The organism is Stenotrophomonas sp. B2, assembly GCF_014947095.1.
In the GTDB taxonomy this organism is placed as follows: domain Bacteria; phylum Pseudomonadota; class Gammaproteobacteria; order Xanthomonadales; family Xanthomonadaceae; genus Stenotrophomonas; species Stenotrophomonas maltophilia_P.
This window is the reverse complement of the sequence record NZ_JADCQA010000005.1, coordinates 23,027-39,336: the sequence shown is the minus strand read 5'-3', so window position 1 is coordinate 39,336 and position 16,310 is coordinate 23,027. Positions and strand designations below refer to the sequence as shown.

The 16,310-nt window shown below is 68.4% G+C and carries 18 protein-coding genes; 11 read left to right on the top strand and 7 right to left on the bottom strand.

Annotated features, from left to right (window positions below):
- Positions 1-12 precede the first annotated feature (12 nt).
- The 6 genes from IMX13_RS06875 to rnfB all read left to right on the top strand — a co-directional run bounded on the left by IMX13_RS06875 (position 13) and on the right by rnfB (position 5,362).
- Positions 13-1,083, top strand: coding sequence for a serine hydrolase domain-containing protein (locus tag IMX13_RS06875; RefSeq protein WP_180876106.1), 1,071 nt, complete (start codon positions 13-15; stop codon positions 1,081-1,083).
- Positions 1,080-1,484, top strand: coding sequence for a VOC family protein (locus tag IMX13_RS06870; RefSeq protein WP_053519946.1), 405 nt, complete (start codon positions 1,080-1,082; stop codon positions 1,482-1,484). Before IMX13_RS06875 ends, IMX13_RS06870 begins: the two co-directional genes overlap by 4 nt.
- A gap of 148 nt (positions 1,485-1,632) precedes the next feature.
- Positions 1,633-2,076, top strand: a complete 444-nt coding sequence (locus IMX13_RS06865) for a DUF2147 domain-containing protein (RefSeq protein ID WP_053519945.1) — start codon at positions 1,633-1,635, stop codon at positions 2,074-2,076.
- A gap of 102 nt (positions 2,077-2,178) precedes the next feature.
- The gene (metG, locus tag IMX13_RS06860) at positions 2,179-4,257 is read left to right on the top strand and encodes a methionine--tRNA ligase (protein ID WP_065174861.1); all 2,079 of its coding nucleotides are present in this window, start codon (positions 2,179-2,181) and stop codon (positions 4,255-4,257) included.
- Positions 4,258-4,332: 75 nt separating this feature from the next.
- Positions 4,333-4,923: an HAD family hydrolase gene (locus IMX13_RS06855; RefSeq protein ID WP_065174860.1), complete on the top strand. Its 591-nt coding sequence runs from the start codon at positions 4,333-4,335 to the stop codon at positions 4,921-4,923.
- Between the two features lie 25 nt (positions 4,924-4,948).
- Entirely contained in the window at positions 4,949-5,362 is a 414-nt protein-coding gene (gene rnfB, locus IMX13_RS06850; protein ID WP_193396081.1) for an Rnf electron transport complex subunit RnfB, read from the top strand.
- Between the two features lie 49 nt (positions 5,363-5,411).
- Here rnfB and IMX13_RS06845 read toward each other — a convergent pair whose 3' ends face one another.
- Complete coding sequence (locus IMX13_RS06845) at positions 5,412-5,759, bottom strand: RidA family protein (RefSeq protein ID WP_049426796.1); 348 nt, start codon at positions 5,757-5,759, stop codon at positions 5,412-5,414.
- Between the two features lie 158 nt (positions 5,760-5,917).
- On the opposite strand from IMX13_RS06845, the gene mprF reads away from it, so the two are divergent.
- A complete protein-coding gene (mprF, locus tag IMX13_RS06840) occupies positions 5,918-8,482 on the top strand; it encodes a bifunctional lysylphosphatidylglycerol flippase/synthetase MprF (RefSeq protein WP_193396080.1) in 2,565 nt (854 codons plus the stop codon).
- 52 nt (positions 8,483-8,534) lie between these two features.
- On the opposite strand, the gene IMX13_RS06835 is transcribed toward mprF, so the two are convergent.
- The 4 genes from IMX13_RS06835 to IMX13_RS06820 all read right to left on the bottom strand — a co-directional run bounded on the left by IMX13_RS06835 (position 8,535) and on the right by IMX13_RS06820 (position 11,412).
- Positions 8,535-9,878: an AcvB/VirJ family lysyl-phosphatidylglycerol hydrolase gene (locus IMX13_RS06835; protein ID WP_227255341.1), complete on the bottom strand. Its 1,344-nt coding sequence runs from the start codon at positions 9,876-9,878 to the stop codon at positions 8,535-8,537.
- 93 nt (positions 9,879-9,971) lie between these two features.
- Positions 9,972-10,589: a DUF998 domain-containing protein gene (locus IMX13_RS06830; protein WP_053519940.1), complete on the bottom strand. Its 618-nt coding sequence runs from the start codon at positions 10,587-10,589 to the stop codon at positions 9,972-9,974.
- On the bottom strand, positions 10,586-10,759 hold the full coding sequence (locus IMX13_RS06825) for an oxidoreductase-like domain-containing protein (RefSeq protein ID WP_065174857.1): 174 nt from the start codon (positions 10,757-10,759) through the stop codon (positions 10,586-10,588). Before IMX13_RS06825 ends, IMX13_RS06830 begins: the two co-directional genes overlap by 4 nt.
- A gap of 50 nt (positions 10,760-10,809) precedes the next feature.
- Positions 10,810-11,412, bottom strand: coding sequence for a hypothetical protein (locus IMX13_RS06820; protein WP_193396079.1), 603 nt, complete (start codon positions 11,410-11,412; stop codon positions 10,810-10,812).
- 229 nt (positions 11,413-11,641) lie between these two features.
- On the opposite strand from IMX13_RS06820, the gene IMX13_RS06815 reads away from it, so the two are divergent.
- Positions 11,642-12,790 (top strand): tetratricopeptide repeat protein, encoded by a 1,149-nt coding sequence (locus IMX13_RS06815; RefSeq protein WP_193396078.1) that lies wholly within the window; start codon positions 11,642-11,644, stop codon positions 12,788-12,790.
- Positions 12,791-12,797: 7 nt separating this feature from the next.
- Here IMX13_RS06815 and IMX13_RS06810 read toward each other — a convergent pair whose 3' ends face one another.
- On the bottom strand, positions 12,798-13,133 hold the full coding sequence (locus IMX13_RS06810) for a zinc ribbon domain-containing protein YjdM (protein ID WP_053519938.1): 336 nt from the start codon (positions 13,131-13,133) through the stop codon (positions 12,798-12,800).
- A 167-nt stretch (positions 13,134-13,300) separates the two neighbouring features.
- Between IMX13_RS06810 and IMX13_RS06805 the strand changes: the two genes are divergently transcribed.
- The 3 genes from IMX13_RS06805 (at position 13,301) to IMX13_RS06795 (ending at position 15,379) form a co-directional block, all read left to right on the top strand.
- On the top strand, positions 13,301-14,662 hold the full coding sequence (locus tag IMX13_RS06805) for an Hsp70 family protein (protein WP_065181820.1): 1,362 nt from the start codon (positions 13,301-13,303) through the stop codon (positions 14,660-14,662).
- Between the two features lie 229 nt (positions 14,663-14,891).
- Positions 14,892-15,185, top strand: a complete 294-nt coding sequence (locus IMX13_RS06800) for a YkgJ family cysteine cluster protein (RefSeq protein WP_080375345.1) — start codon at positions 14,892-14,894, stop codon at positions 15,183-15,185.
- A gap of 11 nt (positions 15,186-15,196) precedes the next feature.
- Positions 15,197-15,379: a hypothetical protein gene (locus tag IMX13_RS06795; RefSeq protein WP_053519936.1), complete on the top strand. Its 183-nt coding sequence runs from the start codon at positions 15,197-15,199 to the stop codon at positions 15,377-15,379.
- Between the two features lie 48 nt (positions 15,380-15,427).
- Here the strand turns inward: IMX13_RS06795 and IMX13_RS06790 are convergent, their stop codons facing one another.
- Entirely contained in the window at positions 15,428-16,309 is an 882-nt protein-coding gene (locus IMX13_RS06790) for a DUF4097 family beta strand repeat-containing protein (RefSeq protein ID WP_053519561.1), read from the bottom strand.
- Position 16,310: the final 1 nt, after the last annotated feature.

Genomic DNA, 16,310 nt, shown 5'->3' with positions numbered 1-16,310 from the left:
CACGGAGCCCTCATGCGTCCCGCCACCGTCGTGTTCGCTGCCGTACTGGCCCTGCTGCCGCAGGCCGCGCCTGCCGCACCGGCGGTGATGCCGCCGGATGCGGGCATCGATGGCCTGATGCAGGCCTACGATGGCCAGGTGCCGGGAGCAGCGGTACTGGTGCTGCACGACGGGCAGGCGGTGTTCCGCCGCGGGTACGGCCTGGCGGTGGTGGAAGATGGCACTGCGGTTACCGCGGCCAGCAATTTCCGGCTGGCCTCGGTGAGCAAGCAGTTCACCGCCGCCGCCGTGCTGCTGCTGGTGGAAGAGGGCCGCCTGGGCCTGGACCAGCCAGTGCGACGCTGGCTGCCGGAACTTCCCACTGCGGCGTCCTCCGTCACCCTCCGTCACCTGCTGTCGCATACCAGCGGTCTGCCCGACTATGAGGGCCTGATGGACCCCGCCGACAGCCGCCAGGTGCACGATGCGGACGTGCTGGCGCTGCTCGCACGCGAGGACCGGCTGGATTTCACACCGGGCACTGCGTACCGCTACAGCAACAGCGGATATGCGCTGCTGGCGCTGATCGTCGGGCGCGCGTCGGGCCAGGATTTCGCCACCTTCCTGCAGCAGCGGATCTTCGGCCCGCTGCACATGACCCACACCGTCGCCCACCAGGACGGCGTCGATACGGTCACTGCGCGGGCCTACGGCTACAGCTGGCTCGACGGTCGCTGGCAGCGCACCGACCAGAGCACCACCAGTGCCGTGCTGGGTGATGGTGGCATCTATTCCTCGCTGGACGACCTCGCCCGCTGGGATGCCGCACTGTACGACGACCGCCTGCTGTCAGCCGCATCGCGGCGGGCCATGTTCAGCCCGGCCACCGCAACCACCGAACCGGACGTACCGCATTACGGCTTCGGCTGGCGCCTCAACGGCCGCATGCAGTGGCACAGCGGCGAAAGCATCGGCTTCCGCAACGTCATCCTGCGCTATCCGGACCGGCATCTGACAGTGATCGTGCTGAGCAACCGCAACGACCCCGAACCCTATCCGCTGGCGCTGAAGATCGCCCAGCGCTGGCTGGACATCCTGCAATGACCGACGATCCGACCGCCCTGCTGGGCATCCATCATGCCGCGCTGATCTGCAGCGACTACGCGCGCTCGAAGGATTTCTACGTGCGCATCCTCGGCCTGCGCGTACTGGCCGAGAACCACCGTGCCGCGCGCGATTCGTGGAAGCTGGACCTGGCACTGCCGGATGGCGGCCAGCTGGAACTGTTCTCGTTCCCGTCACCACCGCCCCGGCCCAGCCGCCCGGAGGCACAGGGCCTGCGTCACCTGGCCTTCCGCGTGGCCGCGCTGGAGCCATTCATCCAGCGCCTGGCCAGCTGCGGCGTGGACTGCGAACCGGTCCGCGTGGACGAATACACCGGCCGCCGCTTCACCTTCTTCGCCGACCCGGACGGCCTGCCGCTGGAACTCTACGAAGTCGGCTGATGGCTCGGGGTCAGATCCCTTTTCCATCGGGAAAGGATCTGGCCCCACTCACCTGCTCGACCCGACACCCCCTTCCCCATACCCCGCCGAATGGGTATACAGTCGGCGTGTACCGGCACCGTGCCGGAATGAACCCTGGGAGGGGACCATGCGCAAGACCTTCAAGACCCTGCTGCTGGCGCTGCCGCTGTGCCTGGCGGCGCTCTCGGCGCAGGCCGCCGATGGCGCGGCCGGCCGCTGGAAGACCATCGACGACAAGACCGGCCAGGTGAAGTCCATCGTCGAGATCAGCCAGGCCGCCAACGGCACGCTGTCCGGCAAGGTGGTGGACATCCTGCACTCGGACAAGGGTCCGAACCCGGTCTGCGATGGCTGTGAGGGTGCCAACAGGAACAAACCGGTGAAGGGCATGACCATCCTCTGGAACCTGAAGGCCGACGGCGCCAGCAAGTGGTCCGGCGGCACCATCCTCGACCCCGCCAACGGCAAGACCTACAAGTCGAAGATGGAACTGCAGCCGGGTGGCAACAAGCTGGACGTCTCCGGCTGCATCGCCTTCATCTGCCGGGCGCAGACCTGGGTACGCGAGTAAGCCACCGGCCCGTCCGTGCATTCCCGTGACCCGGCCCCGGCCGGGTCACCTCGTTGCGGGCATGCGATAATCTGCGGTTCCCCTCGGCTTCACCCCGCGACCATGACCCGTACCGCGCTCGTCACCACCGCCCTGCCCTACGCCAACGGCCCGCTGCATCTGGGCCATCTGGTCGGCTACATCCAGGCCGACATCTGGGTGCGTGCACGGCGAATGAGCGGCGGCAGGACCTGGTTCGTCTGCGCCGATGACACCCATGGCACGCCGATCATGCTCGCAGCCGAGAAGGCCGGGGTAACCCCGGAGGCCTTCATCGCCAGCATCCAGGCCAGCCATGAACGTGATTTCGCCGAATTCGGCGTGGCCTTCGATCACTACGATTCGACCAATTCGGCAGCCAACCAGGCGCTGACCGAGGCGTTCTACCTGAAGCTGGAAGCGGCCGGCCACATCAGCCGCCGTTCGGTGGCCCAGTTCTACGACCCGGCCAAGGGCATGTTCCTGCCGGACCGCTACATCAAGGGCATCTGCCCGAACTGCGGCAGCGCCGACCAGTACGGCGACAACTGCGAAGTCTGTGGCGCGACCTACAGCCCCACCGATCTGAAGGAGCCGAAATCGGTGATCTCCGGCGCTACGCCCGAGATCCGGGATTCGGAGCACTTCTTCTTCGAGGTCGGCCGCTTCGAGGGCTTCCTGCGCGAATGGCTGGCCGGCGACGTCGCGCTGCCCGGGGTGAAAGCCAAGCTGATGGAGTGGCTGGACGCGGAGGGCGGCCTGCGCGCGTGGGACATCTCGCGCGACGCGCCGTACTTCGGCTTCCAGATCCCGGGCCATCCGGGCAAGTACTTCTACGTCTGGCTGGACGCGCCGATCGGCTACCTGTCCAGCTTCCAGACCCTGTGCGGCACGCTCGGCGAGGATTTCCAAGCCCACCTGCGCGCCGGCACCGCCACCGAGCTGCACCACTTCATCGGCAAGGACATCGTCAATTTCCATGGCCTGTTCTGGCCGGCGGTGCTGCACGGCACCGGCCACCGCGCGCCGACCCGCCTGCACGTCAACGGCTATCTGACCGTTGACGGCGCCAAGATGAGCAAGTCGCGCGGCACCTTCGTGATGGCGCGCACCTTCCTCGATGCAGGACTGGAACCGGAAGCGCTGCGCTACTACTACGCGGCCAAGTCCGGCGGTGGCGTCGACGACCTCGACCTGAACCTCGGTGACTTCGTTGCCCGCGTCAACGCTGATCTGGTCGGCAAGTTCGTCAACCTGGCCAGCCGCTGCGCCGGCTTCATCAGCAAGCGTTTCGACGGCCTGCTCGCCGCGCAGCTGCCCGATGCCGCCCAGTACCAGCGCTTCATCGACAGCCTGGCGCCGATCCGCGAAGCCTACGAGCGCAACGATCCGGCGGCGGCGATCCGCCTGACCATGACCCTGGCCGACGAAGCCAACCGCTACATCGACGACGTCAAGCCGTGGGTGATCGCCAAGCAGGAAGGCGCCGACGCGCAGCTGCAGGCCGTGTGCAGCCAGGGCCTGAACCTGTTCCGTGTACTGGTCACCGCACTGAAGCCGGTACTGCCTTCCACCGCCGCCCAGGCCGAGGCGTTCCTGGCCGCGCCAGTGGCCGACTGGACCGACCTGGCGCAGCCGCTGCTGGCCCATCGAATCGCCGACTACACCCCACTGTTCACCCGTATCGACCCGAAGAAGATTGACGCCATGATCGACGCCTCCAAGGACACCCTGCAGCCGACCGCCGCTGCCCCCGCCGCCAAGGCCGACGCTGCCAAGCCGGCGGCTGCCGTGCCGGCCAGTGCCGCAACGGCCAGCGCCGAGGCACCGGCCTACATCGGCATCGACGACTTCGCCAAGCTCGACCTGCGCATCGGCAAGGTGCTGGTGTGCGAGTTCGTGGAGGGTTCGGACAAGCTGCTGCGCTTCGAGCTGGATGCCGGCGAACTGGGCAAACGGCAGATCTTCTCCGGCATCCGTGCCAGCTACGGCGAGCCGGAAGCGCTGGTCGGCCGCAGCGTCGTGTTCATCGCCAACCTGGCCCCGCGCAAGATGCGCTTCGGCCTGAGTGAAGGCATGATCCTGTCGGCAGGTTTCGATGGTGGCGCGCTGGCGCTGCTGGACGCCGACAGCGGCGCGCAGCCGGGCATGCCGGTCCGCTGATGCACTGCGCGGGTGCGGCCACGGCCGCTCCCGCCGGTCACGGCAACGACGGGACGCACCACGGGAGGCATCGGAATGGAACTGGCGCTGTTCGACTTCGACCATACCGTCACCACCTGCGATACCTATGGCCGCTTCCTGCGCCGCGTGGCCACCGCCGAGCAGCTTGCGCAGGCGTGGTGGAAGGTGGGTCCGTGGCTGGCGGCGTACCGGCTGAAACTGATCTCGGCCGAACGCATCCGCGCCCGCGTCACCCGCCTCACCTTCAGCGAGCGCCACGCCGACGACATCGCAGCGCTGGCCACCGGCTTCTCGCGCGAATTCCTGCCCGAGGTGGTGCGCCCGGAAATGCTGGAACAGATCCGCTGGCACAAGGAACAGCAGCACACCGTGGTGGTCGTGTCCGGTTCGCTGGATCTGTACCTGCGTCCCTGGTGCGAAACGCTGGGTCTTGAACTGATCTGCAACCGCCTTGAAAGCCGGGACGGACGCCTGACCGGCCGTTACCACGGCGGCGATTGCGGTCCTCGCAAGGTCGAGCAGATCCGTCGCCGTTTCGATCTGTCGCGTTACACGCGCATCCACGCTTATGGCGACAGCGCAGAGGACCGGCCGATGCTGGCCCTCGCCCACGAACGCTGGTTCCGTGGCAAACCCCTGAAATGATCCATACGCGCAGCCTTCGCCACGCATGAGCCTGATTCCGCCGCTGACCGAACGCCTGGACCGACTGTTGCCGCAGACGCAATGCGGACAATGCGGCTATGACGGTTGCCGCCCCTATGCGCAGGCGATGGCGCGCGGCGAGGCGGGCGTGGACCGCTGCCCGCCGGGCGGCGATGCGGGCGCGCGTGCACTGGCCCAGGTACTGGGTGTGCCGGCACTGCCGTTTGATCGTACGCGCGGCGAACACAAGGCGCCGCAGGTTGCGGTGATCGTCGAGGCCGACTGCATCGGCTGCACCAAGTGCATCCAGGCCTGCCCGGTGGACGCGATTGTCGGCGGCGCGAAGTACATGCATACCGTGATCGCCGACCTGTGCACGGGCTGCGAGTTGTGCATTCCACCGTGTCCGGTGGACTGCATCGTGCTGCGGGAACAGTAGCGGTGCCAGCTCCCTTCCGGCAGGAAAGGGAGCTGACACCCGCCCGCCGTTACGGCACGGCCGCCGTCACCACGATCTCGACCTTCCACTCGGCGTGTGCCAGCTTGGCTTCGACCGTGGCACGGGCCGGGGTCGCACCCTCGACCACCCATTCGTCCCATGCCTTGTTCATGCCGTCGAAGTCGGCCATGTCGGCCAGGAACACTTCCGCGCGCAGCACATGCTGGCGATCACTGGCCACCAGTGCCAGCAGCTTGTCGATCTCGGCCAGCACCTGCCGGGTCTGTCCGGTGATGTCCTGGCTGGTGTCCTCCGGAATCTGGCCGGAGAGGTAGGCAACCTTGTTGTACACGGTCATTTCGGACATGCGCGGTCCGACGTCGTAACGCTCCATCATGGGCGTGGCTCCTGCGGGTGATCAGGCCTGCATTGTCCTCCAAACCGGCGGCGGGTGGGGCTCCTGCACCACCGCTGTTCAAATGCCTTCGAGAGGCGCACGATGCGCCACGCCCGCGTTGACACCGCCCTCGCCCTCCCTGCCGCACCCTTGCGCCGATGACCGTCCCTTCCGATCCCGCAACCGCTCCGTCCATCCCGGTCTGGAAGCGGCTGCTTACCATCTTCGTTCCCCTGCTGATCCTGGCCCTGGCCCTGCATGGCCTGGCCGGCGAGTTCGACGAACATGGCTACCGCGCCATCCGCCAGGCGTTCCATGCACTCAGCGCAACGCAGATCGCACTGACCGTGACGCTGGGCCTGGCCAGTTATGCCTGCCTGATCGGCTTCGATGCCATCGGCCTGCGACGCAGCGGCATCCGCGTGCATCCCGCGCGCATCGGCATCACCGCGTTTCTCGCCCACACCCTGGGCCAGACCGTCGGCTTTGCGGCCTTGACCGGCGGCGCGGTGCGCCTGCGGGGCTATCGCGGTGCCGGGCTGGATCTGGCCCAGATCGGCCAGGTCGTGCTGATGAGCACGCTCGGTTTCATGTTCGGTGCATGGCTGTTGATCGGCCTGGCGTTATGCCTGGAACCCTCAGCGGCGGCGCTGGCGCTGCCGTTGGATTCCGGCGCCGTGCGCGCGGTCGGCATTGCCGCCCTGCTCGCCTATCTGGCCACGGTGCTGCTGGTCGGCCGCAGCGGACACCAGTTCCGTGTGTTCGGCCACGCCCTGTGGCTGCCCGACCGGCTGACCATGCTCGGCGTCACCGCGCTCAGCGTGATCGAACTGGTGCTGGCCAGCGCAGCGTTCTACGTGCTGCTTCCGGACTCCACGCCCACCGGGCTTCCCGGCTTCGTCGGCCTGTACCTGGTGGCGGTGCTGGCAGGCCTGGTCTCGACCGTTCCGGCCGGCCTGGGCGTGTTCGAGTGGAGCCTGCTCAAGCTGCTGCCGCAGGTGGCACCGGCGGCGGTGCTGGCGGCCGCGCTGATCTACCGCGTCACCTACTACGTCCTGCCGCTGCTGCTGGCCACCGTGCTCGCGCTTGCGCCTGCACTGCGGCGACCGCTGCGGGCCAGCGCCGGCGCCACCCGCGCCGGCTGGAACGCGCTGCGCCCCTGGCTGCCGCAGATCATCGCGCTGGCGGCTTTCAGCATCGGCGCCGCCCTGGTCATCGATGGCACCTTGCCGACCCCGCGTCGCCATCTGCTCAATGCATCGCTGCCGATCCTGGAAACATCGCACCTGATCGGCAGTCTTGGCGGTGTCGCCCTGCTGCTGATCGGCCAGGGCCTGGCCCGGCGCAGCCACGCCGCGTGGATGCTGGCGATGGCGGTCTGCGTGATCACGCCGCTGCCGCTGTGGCTGCGCGGCGGTCAACCGTTGATCGCGGTATCGGCCGTACTGGTCGCGATGGCACTGTGGGCCGCACGCCGTGAGTTCTACCGCCAGGGTGCGCTGCTGGATGAGGCATGGTCGTGGCCATGGTTGCGCAACCTGGGGCTGGTCCTGGTCGCGGTCACCTGGCTGCTGTTCTTCACGTACAGCCATGTCGAGTACCAGAACGAACTCTGGTGGCAGTTCGCACTGTCCGGCAACGCACCGCGTGCGCTGCGTGCGCTGCTGGTGGTGGCCATCGCCCTGGTGATGTTCGGCCTCGCCCGCCTGCTGCACAGCACGCGCAGCCCGCTGCCGGCCGCTGACGAAGCCACGCTGCAGGCGTTGGCACCGGTGCTGGCCAGCGCCACCGACACCCAGGCCTGCCTGGTGCTGACCGCCGACAAGGCAGTGCTGCGCGACGATGCCCGGCAGGGCTTCGTGATGATGCAGCGCTACGGCGGCTCGTTGATCGCGATGGGTGATCCGGTCGGCCCGCCGGAGGTCGCACGTGCGTTGATCTGGCGTTTCCGTGAGGAAGCCGACCGCCTCGGCCTGCGCCCGGTGTTCTACCAGGTGGGCGAAGCCTACTGGCAGACCTATCTGGATCTCGGCCTGGGCCTGGTCAAGCTGGGCGAGGAAGCGATCGTGCCGCTGCACGACTTCGGTCTGGAAGGCCGCGAACGCGCCGACCTGCGCCAGGCATGGAACCGGGGCAAGCGCAGTGGCCTGTCGTTCCGGGTGGCGCCGGTGGAAGAGGTCCCCAGCCTGCTGCCGCGCCTGCATGCGATCTCCAATGCCTGGCTGGAAGACAAGTCCGGTGACGAGAAAGGATTCTCGCTGGGCAGCTTCGATCCCGATTACCTGGTGCGGTTCCCGGTCGCGCTGGTCGAGGCCGAAGGTCGGATCGTCGCCTTCGCCAACCTGTGGCAGGCGCCAGCCGGTGCCGAGCTGTCGGTGGACCTGATGCGGCACGTCAGCGACGCGCCGAAAGGCACGATGGATTTCCTGTTCATCGAACTGTTCCTGTGGGGCCGGGCGCAGGGCCATGCGCGTTTCTCGCTGGGCATGGCGCCCCTGTCCGGACTGGCCCAGCATCGCCTGGCGGGCCGCTGGAATCGTCTTGCCGGCCTGCTGGCACGGCATGGTGAGCGCTTCTATGGCTTCAGTGGCCTGCGCCGCTTCAAGTCGAAGTTCGATCCGCAGTGGCGCCCGCGCTACCTGGCGGCGCCCGGTGGCATGCACCTGCCGGCAGCCCTGCTGGACGCCACCCGCCTGATTTCGCTGGATCCACGCCGCGGCTGAGCCACCCGACCGCCGGGCATGGCCCGGCGCTGCTCCTGCAGGCGTGTGCTGATTACGCGCCGCCCTTGAGGATGACCTCGGCCAGACGATCGTAGTCGCCACCGAAATGGTGGTCGCCGGGCAGCTTGATCCTGCGCACGCCATCGTCCGCAGGCAGGTCCGGACACAGCGCGTCCCCATCCTTGTCGCCATAGACGCACAGGGTCTTGGCCGCCGGCAGCCTGGCCACTTCCGGCGCGATCGGCAGGCCATCGCCGCCACCGCCCAGCCAGTTGCTGACATGGAACTCGAAATCGGCCTTCCGCCCCACGGAGAGCAGCACGATGCGCTCGAGTGCTTCGCGGCTGCCGGCATCGAGCCGGTTGATGGTGGCCGGCAGCACGTCGGCGCCCTGCGAGAAGCCGATCAGCATCACCTTGTCGCGCCGCCATTGCTGGCGGTAGTGGTCGATGATCTTCTGCAGGTCAGCGGCAAACCCCTCCGGCGTGCGTTCGCTCCAGAAATAACGCAGCGAATCGATGCCCACCACGGCCACGCCGTGTTCGGCCAGCGACGAGGCCACGTCCTTGTCCAGTCCCGCCCAGCCGCCATCACCGGAGACGAAGATCGCCAGCGTATCGCCGTCACCGTGCGCGGGGACTTCCACCACGGGCAGGCCCTTCAACGCCGCCGGCGGCGGTGCCAGGCTGATGCCGGCCTGCGCACCGATCACCCGCGCGGCAGCCACCAGTCCCGGCGTGGCATCGCCGCGGGCGCTGCGCTTGAATCCGCGCGCCATCGCGACCTGCTGCACGAACGTACCCGCTCCCTGGCCCCTGCAGCCCATATCGCCGATGGCATTCAACCAGGGAAAGTTCAGTTCGGCCGGTTGCAGCCGCCCCTCCTTGACGCCGTCTCCGCAGACCATGCGTTCGTGGGCATGGTCGGGACAGAAGCCGGAGGTCAGCAGGCCGGCGAACACCTGGGTGTCGGCCTGTGCGGCCAGGCTGTAGGCCAGCTCGGCACCCTCACCATCGCCGCCAACCAGCGGCAGGTGATATCCCGGCAGGTGCAGGAACGCCTGCACCCAGCGCGAGAAATTCTCGACGTCGCCAGCACCGAACGAACAGGTGCTGTCGCCTTCGCGTTCAAGCACGCCCCGCAGGTGCGCCACATCCACCGCCGCCACCAGCGCACCGTCGGCACGCAGTGCTTCGATCGGCGCCAGGCTGGCAGCGCCATAGGGACCTTCGTGGAACCAGATCACCACCCGCTGCGGCACTCCCGCCGGCAGATGCACCGGCACCTGCTCGAATCGGCCATGGCTGACCTGCTGCACGGATGCCGCGGCCACCGCCGGCAACGCCGCCAGTGCCATCACCAGTCCCATCGCCCTGCCCAACCCTGCACGCGTCATGTCGCAACCCCAGTGGAATGCGCACACGATACGCCGCCACCGCGTGCACGACACGTACCGGTCACGGCCGTTCGCCGGGCCCGCGGCCAGGGTTCAGGCGCGTGTGCGCGCCAGACCGCGCCGGTACAGGGTGACGGCCAGCCAGAGCAGCCAGCCGACGATCACGGCGATCACCAGCTTCTGCCCCAGCCCGCGCGGCGGCCCGTCACGCCAGAGCACATGCAGCCACAGCAACGCGAAGGCCAGCCAGGCCCAGCCCCACAGCAGGGCAGCACTGCGCTGCCAGCCCGGCTCGCGACGCAGGTACCACGCCTGCAGCAGCATGCCGACGCTGGCACACAGGAAGGCCGTGTTGGCAGCCACGCCATGCACCAGCGGCGCCAGCAGCGGCGTCGCCTGCGGCAGCCAGCTGTCGCCGATGGCGACCGTCGCCAGGCCCAGGGCGGACACGGTGAACAGCAGCGGCGCGGCCGCGCTGCGGCGGGGCCCCACGCTGTGACGATAGAGCGCGATGCCGAGCGCGGCGATCGCCACCGCCAGCAGGCAGTAGGCGGCGCGCAGCGCCAGACCCCAGGGACCGTGCAGGTACAGGCTCAGGGTCGCGCGCATCCAATCCAGATCAGCGCGCGCGAACTGCGTCCACAGGGCCGTCGCCACGAACAACAGGAGCGCCACCAGGGCCAGCAGCGCAGCCGGACGCGCTCCGGTCATGGCGTGGCCTCCGGGTGGCGCGCCTTCCATTCGGCCAACGCCTTGCGGTAACGCTGCAGCTCTTCGGCATACAGATCGAGTACGCACAGCGGGCAGCCGCTGCCGCAGCACTCGTTGGGACCAGGTTCTTCCGGTGCGGTCGGCCGGGGATCAGGATCGGGAACGGACACGGTGGGCGGCGCTACCTTGCAGATGCAGGCCGCCAGTGTAACTGCCCCGCTCAGGTGTCCAGCCGGCGGCGCAGGTTCGCGCGTGCCGCGGCATCCAGGCGCTGGTGGAAGAAGTCGCTGAGGAAGATCCGCGGTGCGCGCAGCAATCCCTGCAGGAAGCGGCGGCGGCCGGCGCGGTACAGGAAACCCGGGACCACCCCCTGGTACTCCTCGGCCACACCACGATCGTAGGCATCGAACACCGGTGCAGGCGCGCCCAGGATCGCCATGTCGCAATCCAGGAACAGCGCCGCTTCGACGTCGACATCCGCAGGACCGAGTTCGCCATGACGGGCAGTCAGCAGGATCAGCTGCTCGACGCGGGCGGCGTCGATTCCCGCCAGCGCAGGCTCCTGCGCGATGGCCTGCACGGCCAGTGCCGCCGAGCGTGCCTCGTTGTCCTTGCGTCCCGCCTCGTAGACCGCATCGTGGTAAAGCGCGGCCAGAAAGACCTCGGCGGGCTGCCGCCAACCTGGTCCATCGGCGACGTCCTGGCAGTGCTGCAGCACCGCGCGCACGTGGCCGAAGTGATGGTACGCGCGTGGCGGCGTGGCATATCGGTCCTGCAACGCCTGCCACTGCGCCGGATCGAGCGGGATCGGGGCGAAGTCCATGCCGGCATGATCCTGCCAGACGCCCCGGCCAGCAAGCTGGACAATAATTCACCACGCACTCACAGCCGCCGTCCGGCAAGGGCGGAGCACAGTTGTCCACAGCTTTGCCGAGCGCTGGTCCACATCGCCTGTGGATGACCGCGCCGCCGACCGGCGGTCGATGCACGGGCGCACGGGCAGGACTACACTCGGCAGCAGGCGGATGCGCCCGCCGCTGCCGGGAATTGCCATGCAACGTCCTGCCACCCGATTCCTGCTGCTCGCCCTGCTCGCGCTGGCGGCGCCGGCCGCTGTCGCCCTGGACGGTCCTGCCGCCGCACCGGCCGCTCAGTACCGCCCCGCCCCAGCGAGCGTGCCGACCGCAGACGAAGTGCTGGCGATTCCGCCGGCGCTGCGCGCGATGCTGACCCGACAGGTGATCGCGCGCAGCCACTCGCGCGACCAGCGCCTGCAGGCCCTGGTGGAGATGATCTTTGATCGGCAGGGACTGGATCTGCAGTACGACGCCGACGCGACCTATACCGTCGGCGAAGTCTGGCAGTACCGCCGCGCCAACTGCCTGGCATTCACGCTGCTGTTCGTGTCGCTGGCACGCGAGGCCGGCATCCAGGCCCGGGTGCAGGAAGTCGGCAGCGTGGTGTCCTGGTATCAGGAGCAGGACCAGGGCGTGGTCTACAGCGTCGGCCACGTCAATGCCGGGGTCGACGTCGGCGGCCGCTTCGGCACGGTCGATCTGGACCGCAACGTGCTGTACGACCGCCACGGCCCGCAGCCGATCGACCGTGCCCGTGCGTTGGCGCACTTCTACAACAATCGTGGCGCCGAACGCATGGCCAGCGACGATCTGGATGGTGCCCGGGTGTTCTTCGATGCAGCGGTGGCGCAGGACGCGCGATTCGCACCGGCCTGGAACAACCTGGGCGTGCTGGACAACCGGAAGGGAGACACCGCCGGCGCACGTCGTGCGCTGGAAATGGCGTTGCGCCTGGACGGCCGTCAGGATGCGGCACTGAACAACGCCAGTGCGCTTTACCGGCGGTTGGGCCTGGTGGCAGCAGCCCAGCAGCTGGAGCGCCGCCTGCGCGCCGTGCAGCGCGAGGATCCGTTTACCCAGTACATGCTCGGGGCCCGCGCCGAACGCGCAGGCGACCTGGCGGAGGCCATCCGCTGCTACCGCCGGGCCGTGCGCCTCTACGATTCCGCACACCAGTTCCATTTCGGCCTGGCGAGGGTGTACTTCCTCGCCGGCCAGCTGGCCCGCGCCGACAAGGAACTGACACGGGCCCAGGAACTCGGCGGGGCGCCGCAGCAGGCCCGCTACCAGGCCAAGCTGGACAGCCTGGCCCGCTGGCGGGCGCAGCAGCAGGCCAGGCGCTGAGGGCCCGTCAGGCCTTCTTGAGGAAGCAGGTTTTCAGCACCAGCCCCTTGATCTTGTCCGAGTTGCCTTCGATGTGCTCCGCATCGTCCTCGACCAGCCGGATGTTGCGGATCACCGTGCCCTGCTTGAGCGGAATCGAGGAGCCCTTGACCTTCAGGTCCTTGATCACGGTCACGGTGTCGCCGGCCTGCAGGGTGTTGCCGTTGCTGTCACGCACGACCAGCGCCTGCCCCGCGCCCTCCTCGGCGGTCCATTCGAAGCCGCAATCGGCGCAGATCCACAGCGCGCCATCGGCATAGGTGTTTTCCAGGGTGCACTGCGGACAAGCGGGAACGGACGACATTGCAAGTACCTCAAAATGAATCAACGGCCGCCATTGTAACCGCCCGCTCTTTTCACCCGTTCTCCCGCGGCCGCTCCCCCTGCCCGCCCGAGATGGCCGGCAGGCGCTTGCAGCGGACCGCAAACTGCAGCAGAGTGCGCGGCCCTTGTCCGTCCCTGGAATTCCGCATGCGCCTCGGCATCGACTTCGGTACCAGCAATTCTGCCGCCGCCATCGTGCACGAGGGCCGCCTGTTGCCGATCCGCTTCGGCGATGCCGAACAGTTCCGCACCAGCGTCTACTTCCCAGGCGTGGTACCCGATCCGGACGACTTCCAGCCCGATGCCAGCCAACAGCATGCGCTGGAGCAGATGATCGACAGCGCAGCGCGTGCCGCCCGCGCTGCCGGCCAGGAGCGCCCGCCGCAGGCACTGCGCCGCGAAGCACTGCGTGCACTGCGCCGCGAATGGATGGAAGCCCGTGCCCGCGAAGCGCGCAGCGCCAGCGACCTGCTGCAGAACGCGATCTACGGCGATGACGCGCTGGAAGCCTATTTCGAGGAGCATGAAGGCAACCTCGTGCAGAGCCCCAAGTCGATGCTCGGCTACAACCTGCACCCGCGCGCGAAGCAGACCATCACCGGCATTGCCGCGCATATCCTTGAGCACATCCGCCTGACCGCCAGCGCGCAGCTCGGCCAGCCGCTGCGCACCGCCCTGCTCGGCCGCCCCGTGCAGTTCCGCAGCTCGATCGGCGAGGCCGGCAACGCGCAGGCGCTGGACATCCTGCGCGAGGCGGCGGCGCAGGCCGGCTTCGACCGCATCGATTTCCTGGAAGAACCTGCCGCAGCGGCGATGCACTATCACGCCGGAAGCGCGACACGGCACCAGGCCGTGATCGTCGACATCGGCGGTGGCACGACCGACATCGCCCATGCCGAAGTGGGGGGACCAGTGCCCCCGCATATCCACCGTGCCTGGGGCATCGCCCGTGGCGGCACCGACATCGACCTGGCCCTGAGCCTGTCCAGCTACATGCCGCTGTTCGGTCGTGGCATCACCCGCGTGCCCGCCCACCACTACGTGGAAGCCGCCACCGTGCAGGACATGACCCGCCAGCGCGACTTCCGCCAGCACAACTACGATGCGGTCGACGCACCCTGGGGCCCGCGCCTGCAGGCACTGCAGGACACCGGCAACACCGCGCGCCTGTACCGTGATGTCGAGCGCGCCAAGATCGCCCTGAGCAGTTCTGCCACGCACCGCAGCACGCTGGACTACATCGGCCGCGACCTGCACGCCGACAGCAGTGCCGAGGGCCTGGCCAGTGCGGCCCATGGCTACCTGGAACAGATCCGCACGCTGCTGGCCCAGGTGCGCAGCGACATCGGCGGCGACCCGGACGCGGTGTTCCTGACCGGTGGCATGTCCCGTGCGGGCTACCTGCGCCAGGCCGTGGCGGAGGCCTTTCCGGGTGCCAGGATGGTCCATGGGGAGCCCTCGCTCGGGGTGGTACAAGGCCTGGCGCTGGCCGCAGCCAGCCGGGATTAACAAAACGTTACGCAGGGTTTGCTACCCTCGGTAGGCTTGATCCACAGCTGTACCTTCCATCGGCCCTGCCGGTGTGTGTTCCGGGTGCAGCGCGGCCCGCCACGCGGGTCTTGCGGCCGTGCCTTCCTGGCTCGTTCATGGCCGCGCATCACCCGAGCCGCCATCGAGACCCGCTTTGGGCACCCGCCAGGCCCCTGTGGCCTTACAACCTGACGCCGCACCTGCACCCATCGACTGCCGCCGTTGTGACGCGGTCTGTTGCCGGCTGCCGGTACTGCTGCAGCCCGGCGACCACGTGCCCGGCCAGTTCCTCGCGCGCGACGCCCACGGCCGGGCCGTGATGGCGCGCAACGAGGAAGGCTGGTGCGCGGCGATCGATCCCTATCACCTGCGCTGCACGATCTATTCGCAGCGCCCGGCGATCTGCCGCCAGTTTTCGATGGGCGGCGATGACTGCCGCCGCGAGCGGCAGGATTACCTGCGCCAGGCCGATGCCTGTGCGCTTTCCTCCCCTTCCACCTGACAGGAGCAACCATGCCCCGCAAGGCAAAGACCCCCGCGAAGGCTAACAACAGCATCCGTAGCGAACGCAAGGGTGCAGCCGCCAGTACTGTGGTCAGCAGCGACTCGATCGCGTCTGACCTGGCCGCGTTCCGCAAGGCCGGTGGCAAGATCGAAGTGCTGGGTACGACCTGGGCGCTGAAGAAAGCCAGCTGACCCTCCCTGACCGCGGCGGCGCTGCCGCCGCGGCCTGCCGGTCGATGCTCAGCGGTCCAGTCGGACCCGCACGCTGCCCGAATGCGACTGGATGCGGATATCGCCGTCACCGCCCCCCAGCCGCGTGTCGAGATTGCTGCCCGGCCCATAACGCGGCCGCTCCACCGTGCCGGCATCACTGTTGATCGAGCCGCTGAAGCTGTTCACCGACAGCTGCGCCGATACGGTCCGCGGCAACCGCAGATTGACCGATGCGCTCACCGATTCGACGTTGATGCGCCCCCCCGGCGCCAGACCGGCAGCGGCCAGTTCGATGCTGCCTGACACCGTCTCCACCGCCAGGCGCTGGATGCGCCCCGCATCGACATCCACGCGTCCGGACACGGTCTGCGCACCGATGTCGCCGGACACGCCTCCCCCCGCGTCAATGCGGCCGCTGACGGTGTTCACGTCCAGCCGCGGCGTCTGCAGGCGGGCAGTGACGCTGCCGCTGACCGTGTTGAGCTTGGTGTCGCCGCTGCGGCCTGCCGCGGACAGGCTGCCGCTGACCGTATCGGCCTGCAGCCGACGCACATCGATGCCACTGATGTCCTGGCTCGCACTGACGGTGCTGAGCAGCAGTTCCGCCGAGCGCGGCACGTTCAGCACCAGGGTGGCCCCGCCATTGTTGCTGCGGCGTGGATATTCCACCTCCCACCGCACGCGGTTGGCACTCTTCTCCTGACGCAGCTGCAGGCCGTCGCTGAGGCTGCCGGTGAGCTGGACCTCGTTGCGGTCCCAGCCGCGCACGGTGACCTTGCCGGCCACGTTGCTCAGTTCAATCCGGCCACCGGTGGCGAGTGCATGGCGTTCGTCGACGCGCGTGTCGGCCAGTGCCACAGCCGGTACCAGCAGCAGCGCGGCGCAGCAGAAAAGAAGGGGTCGCATCATG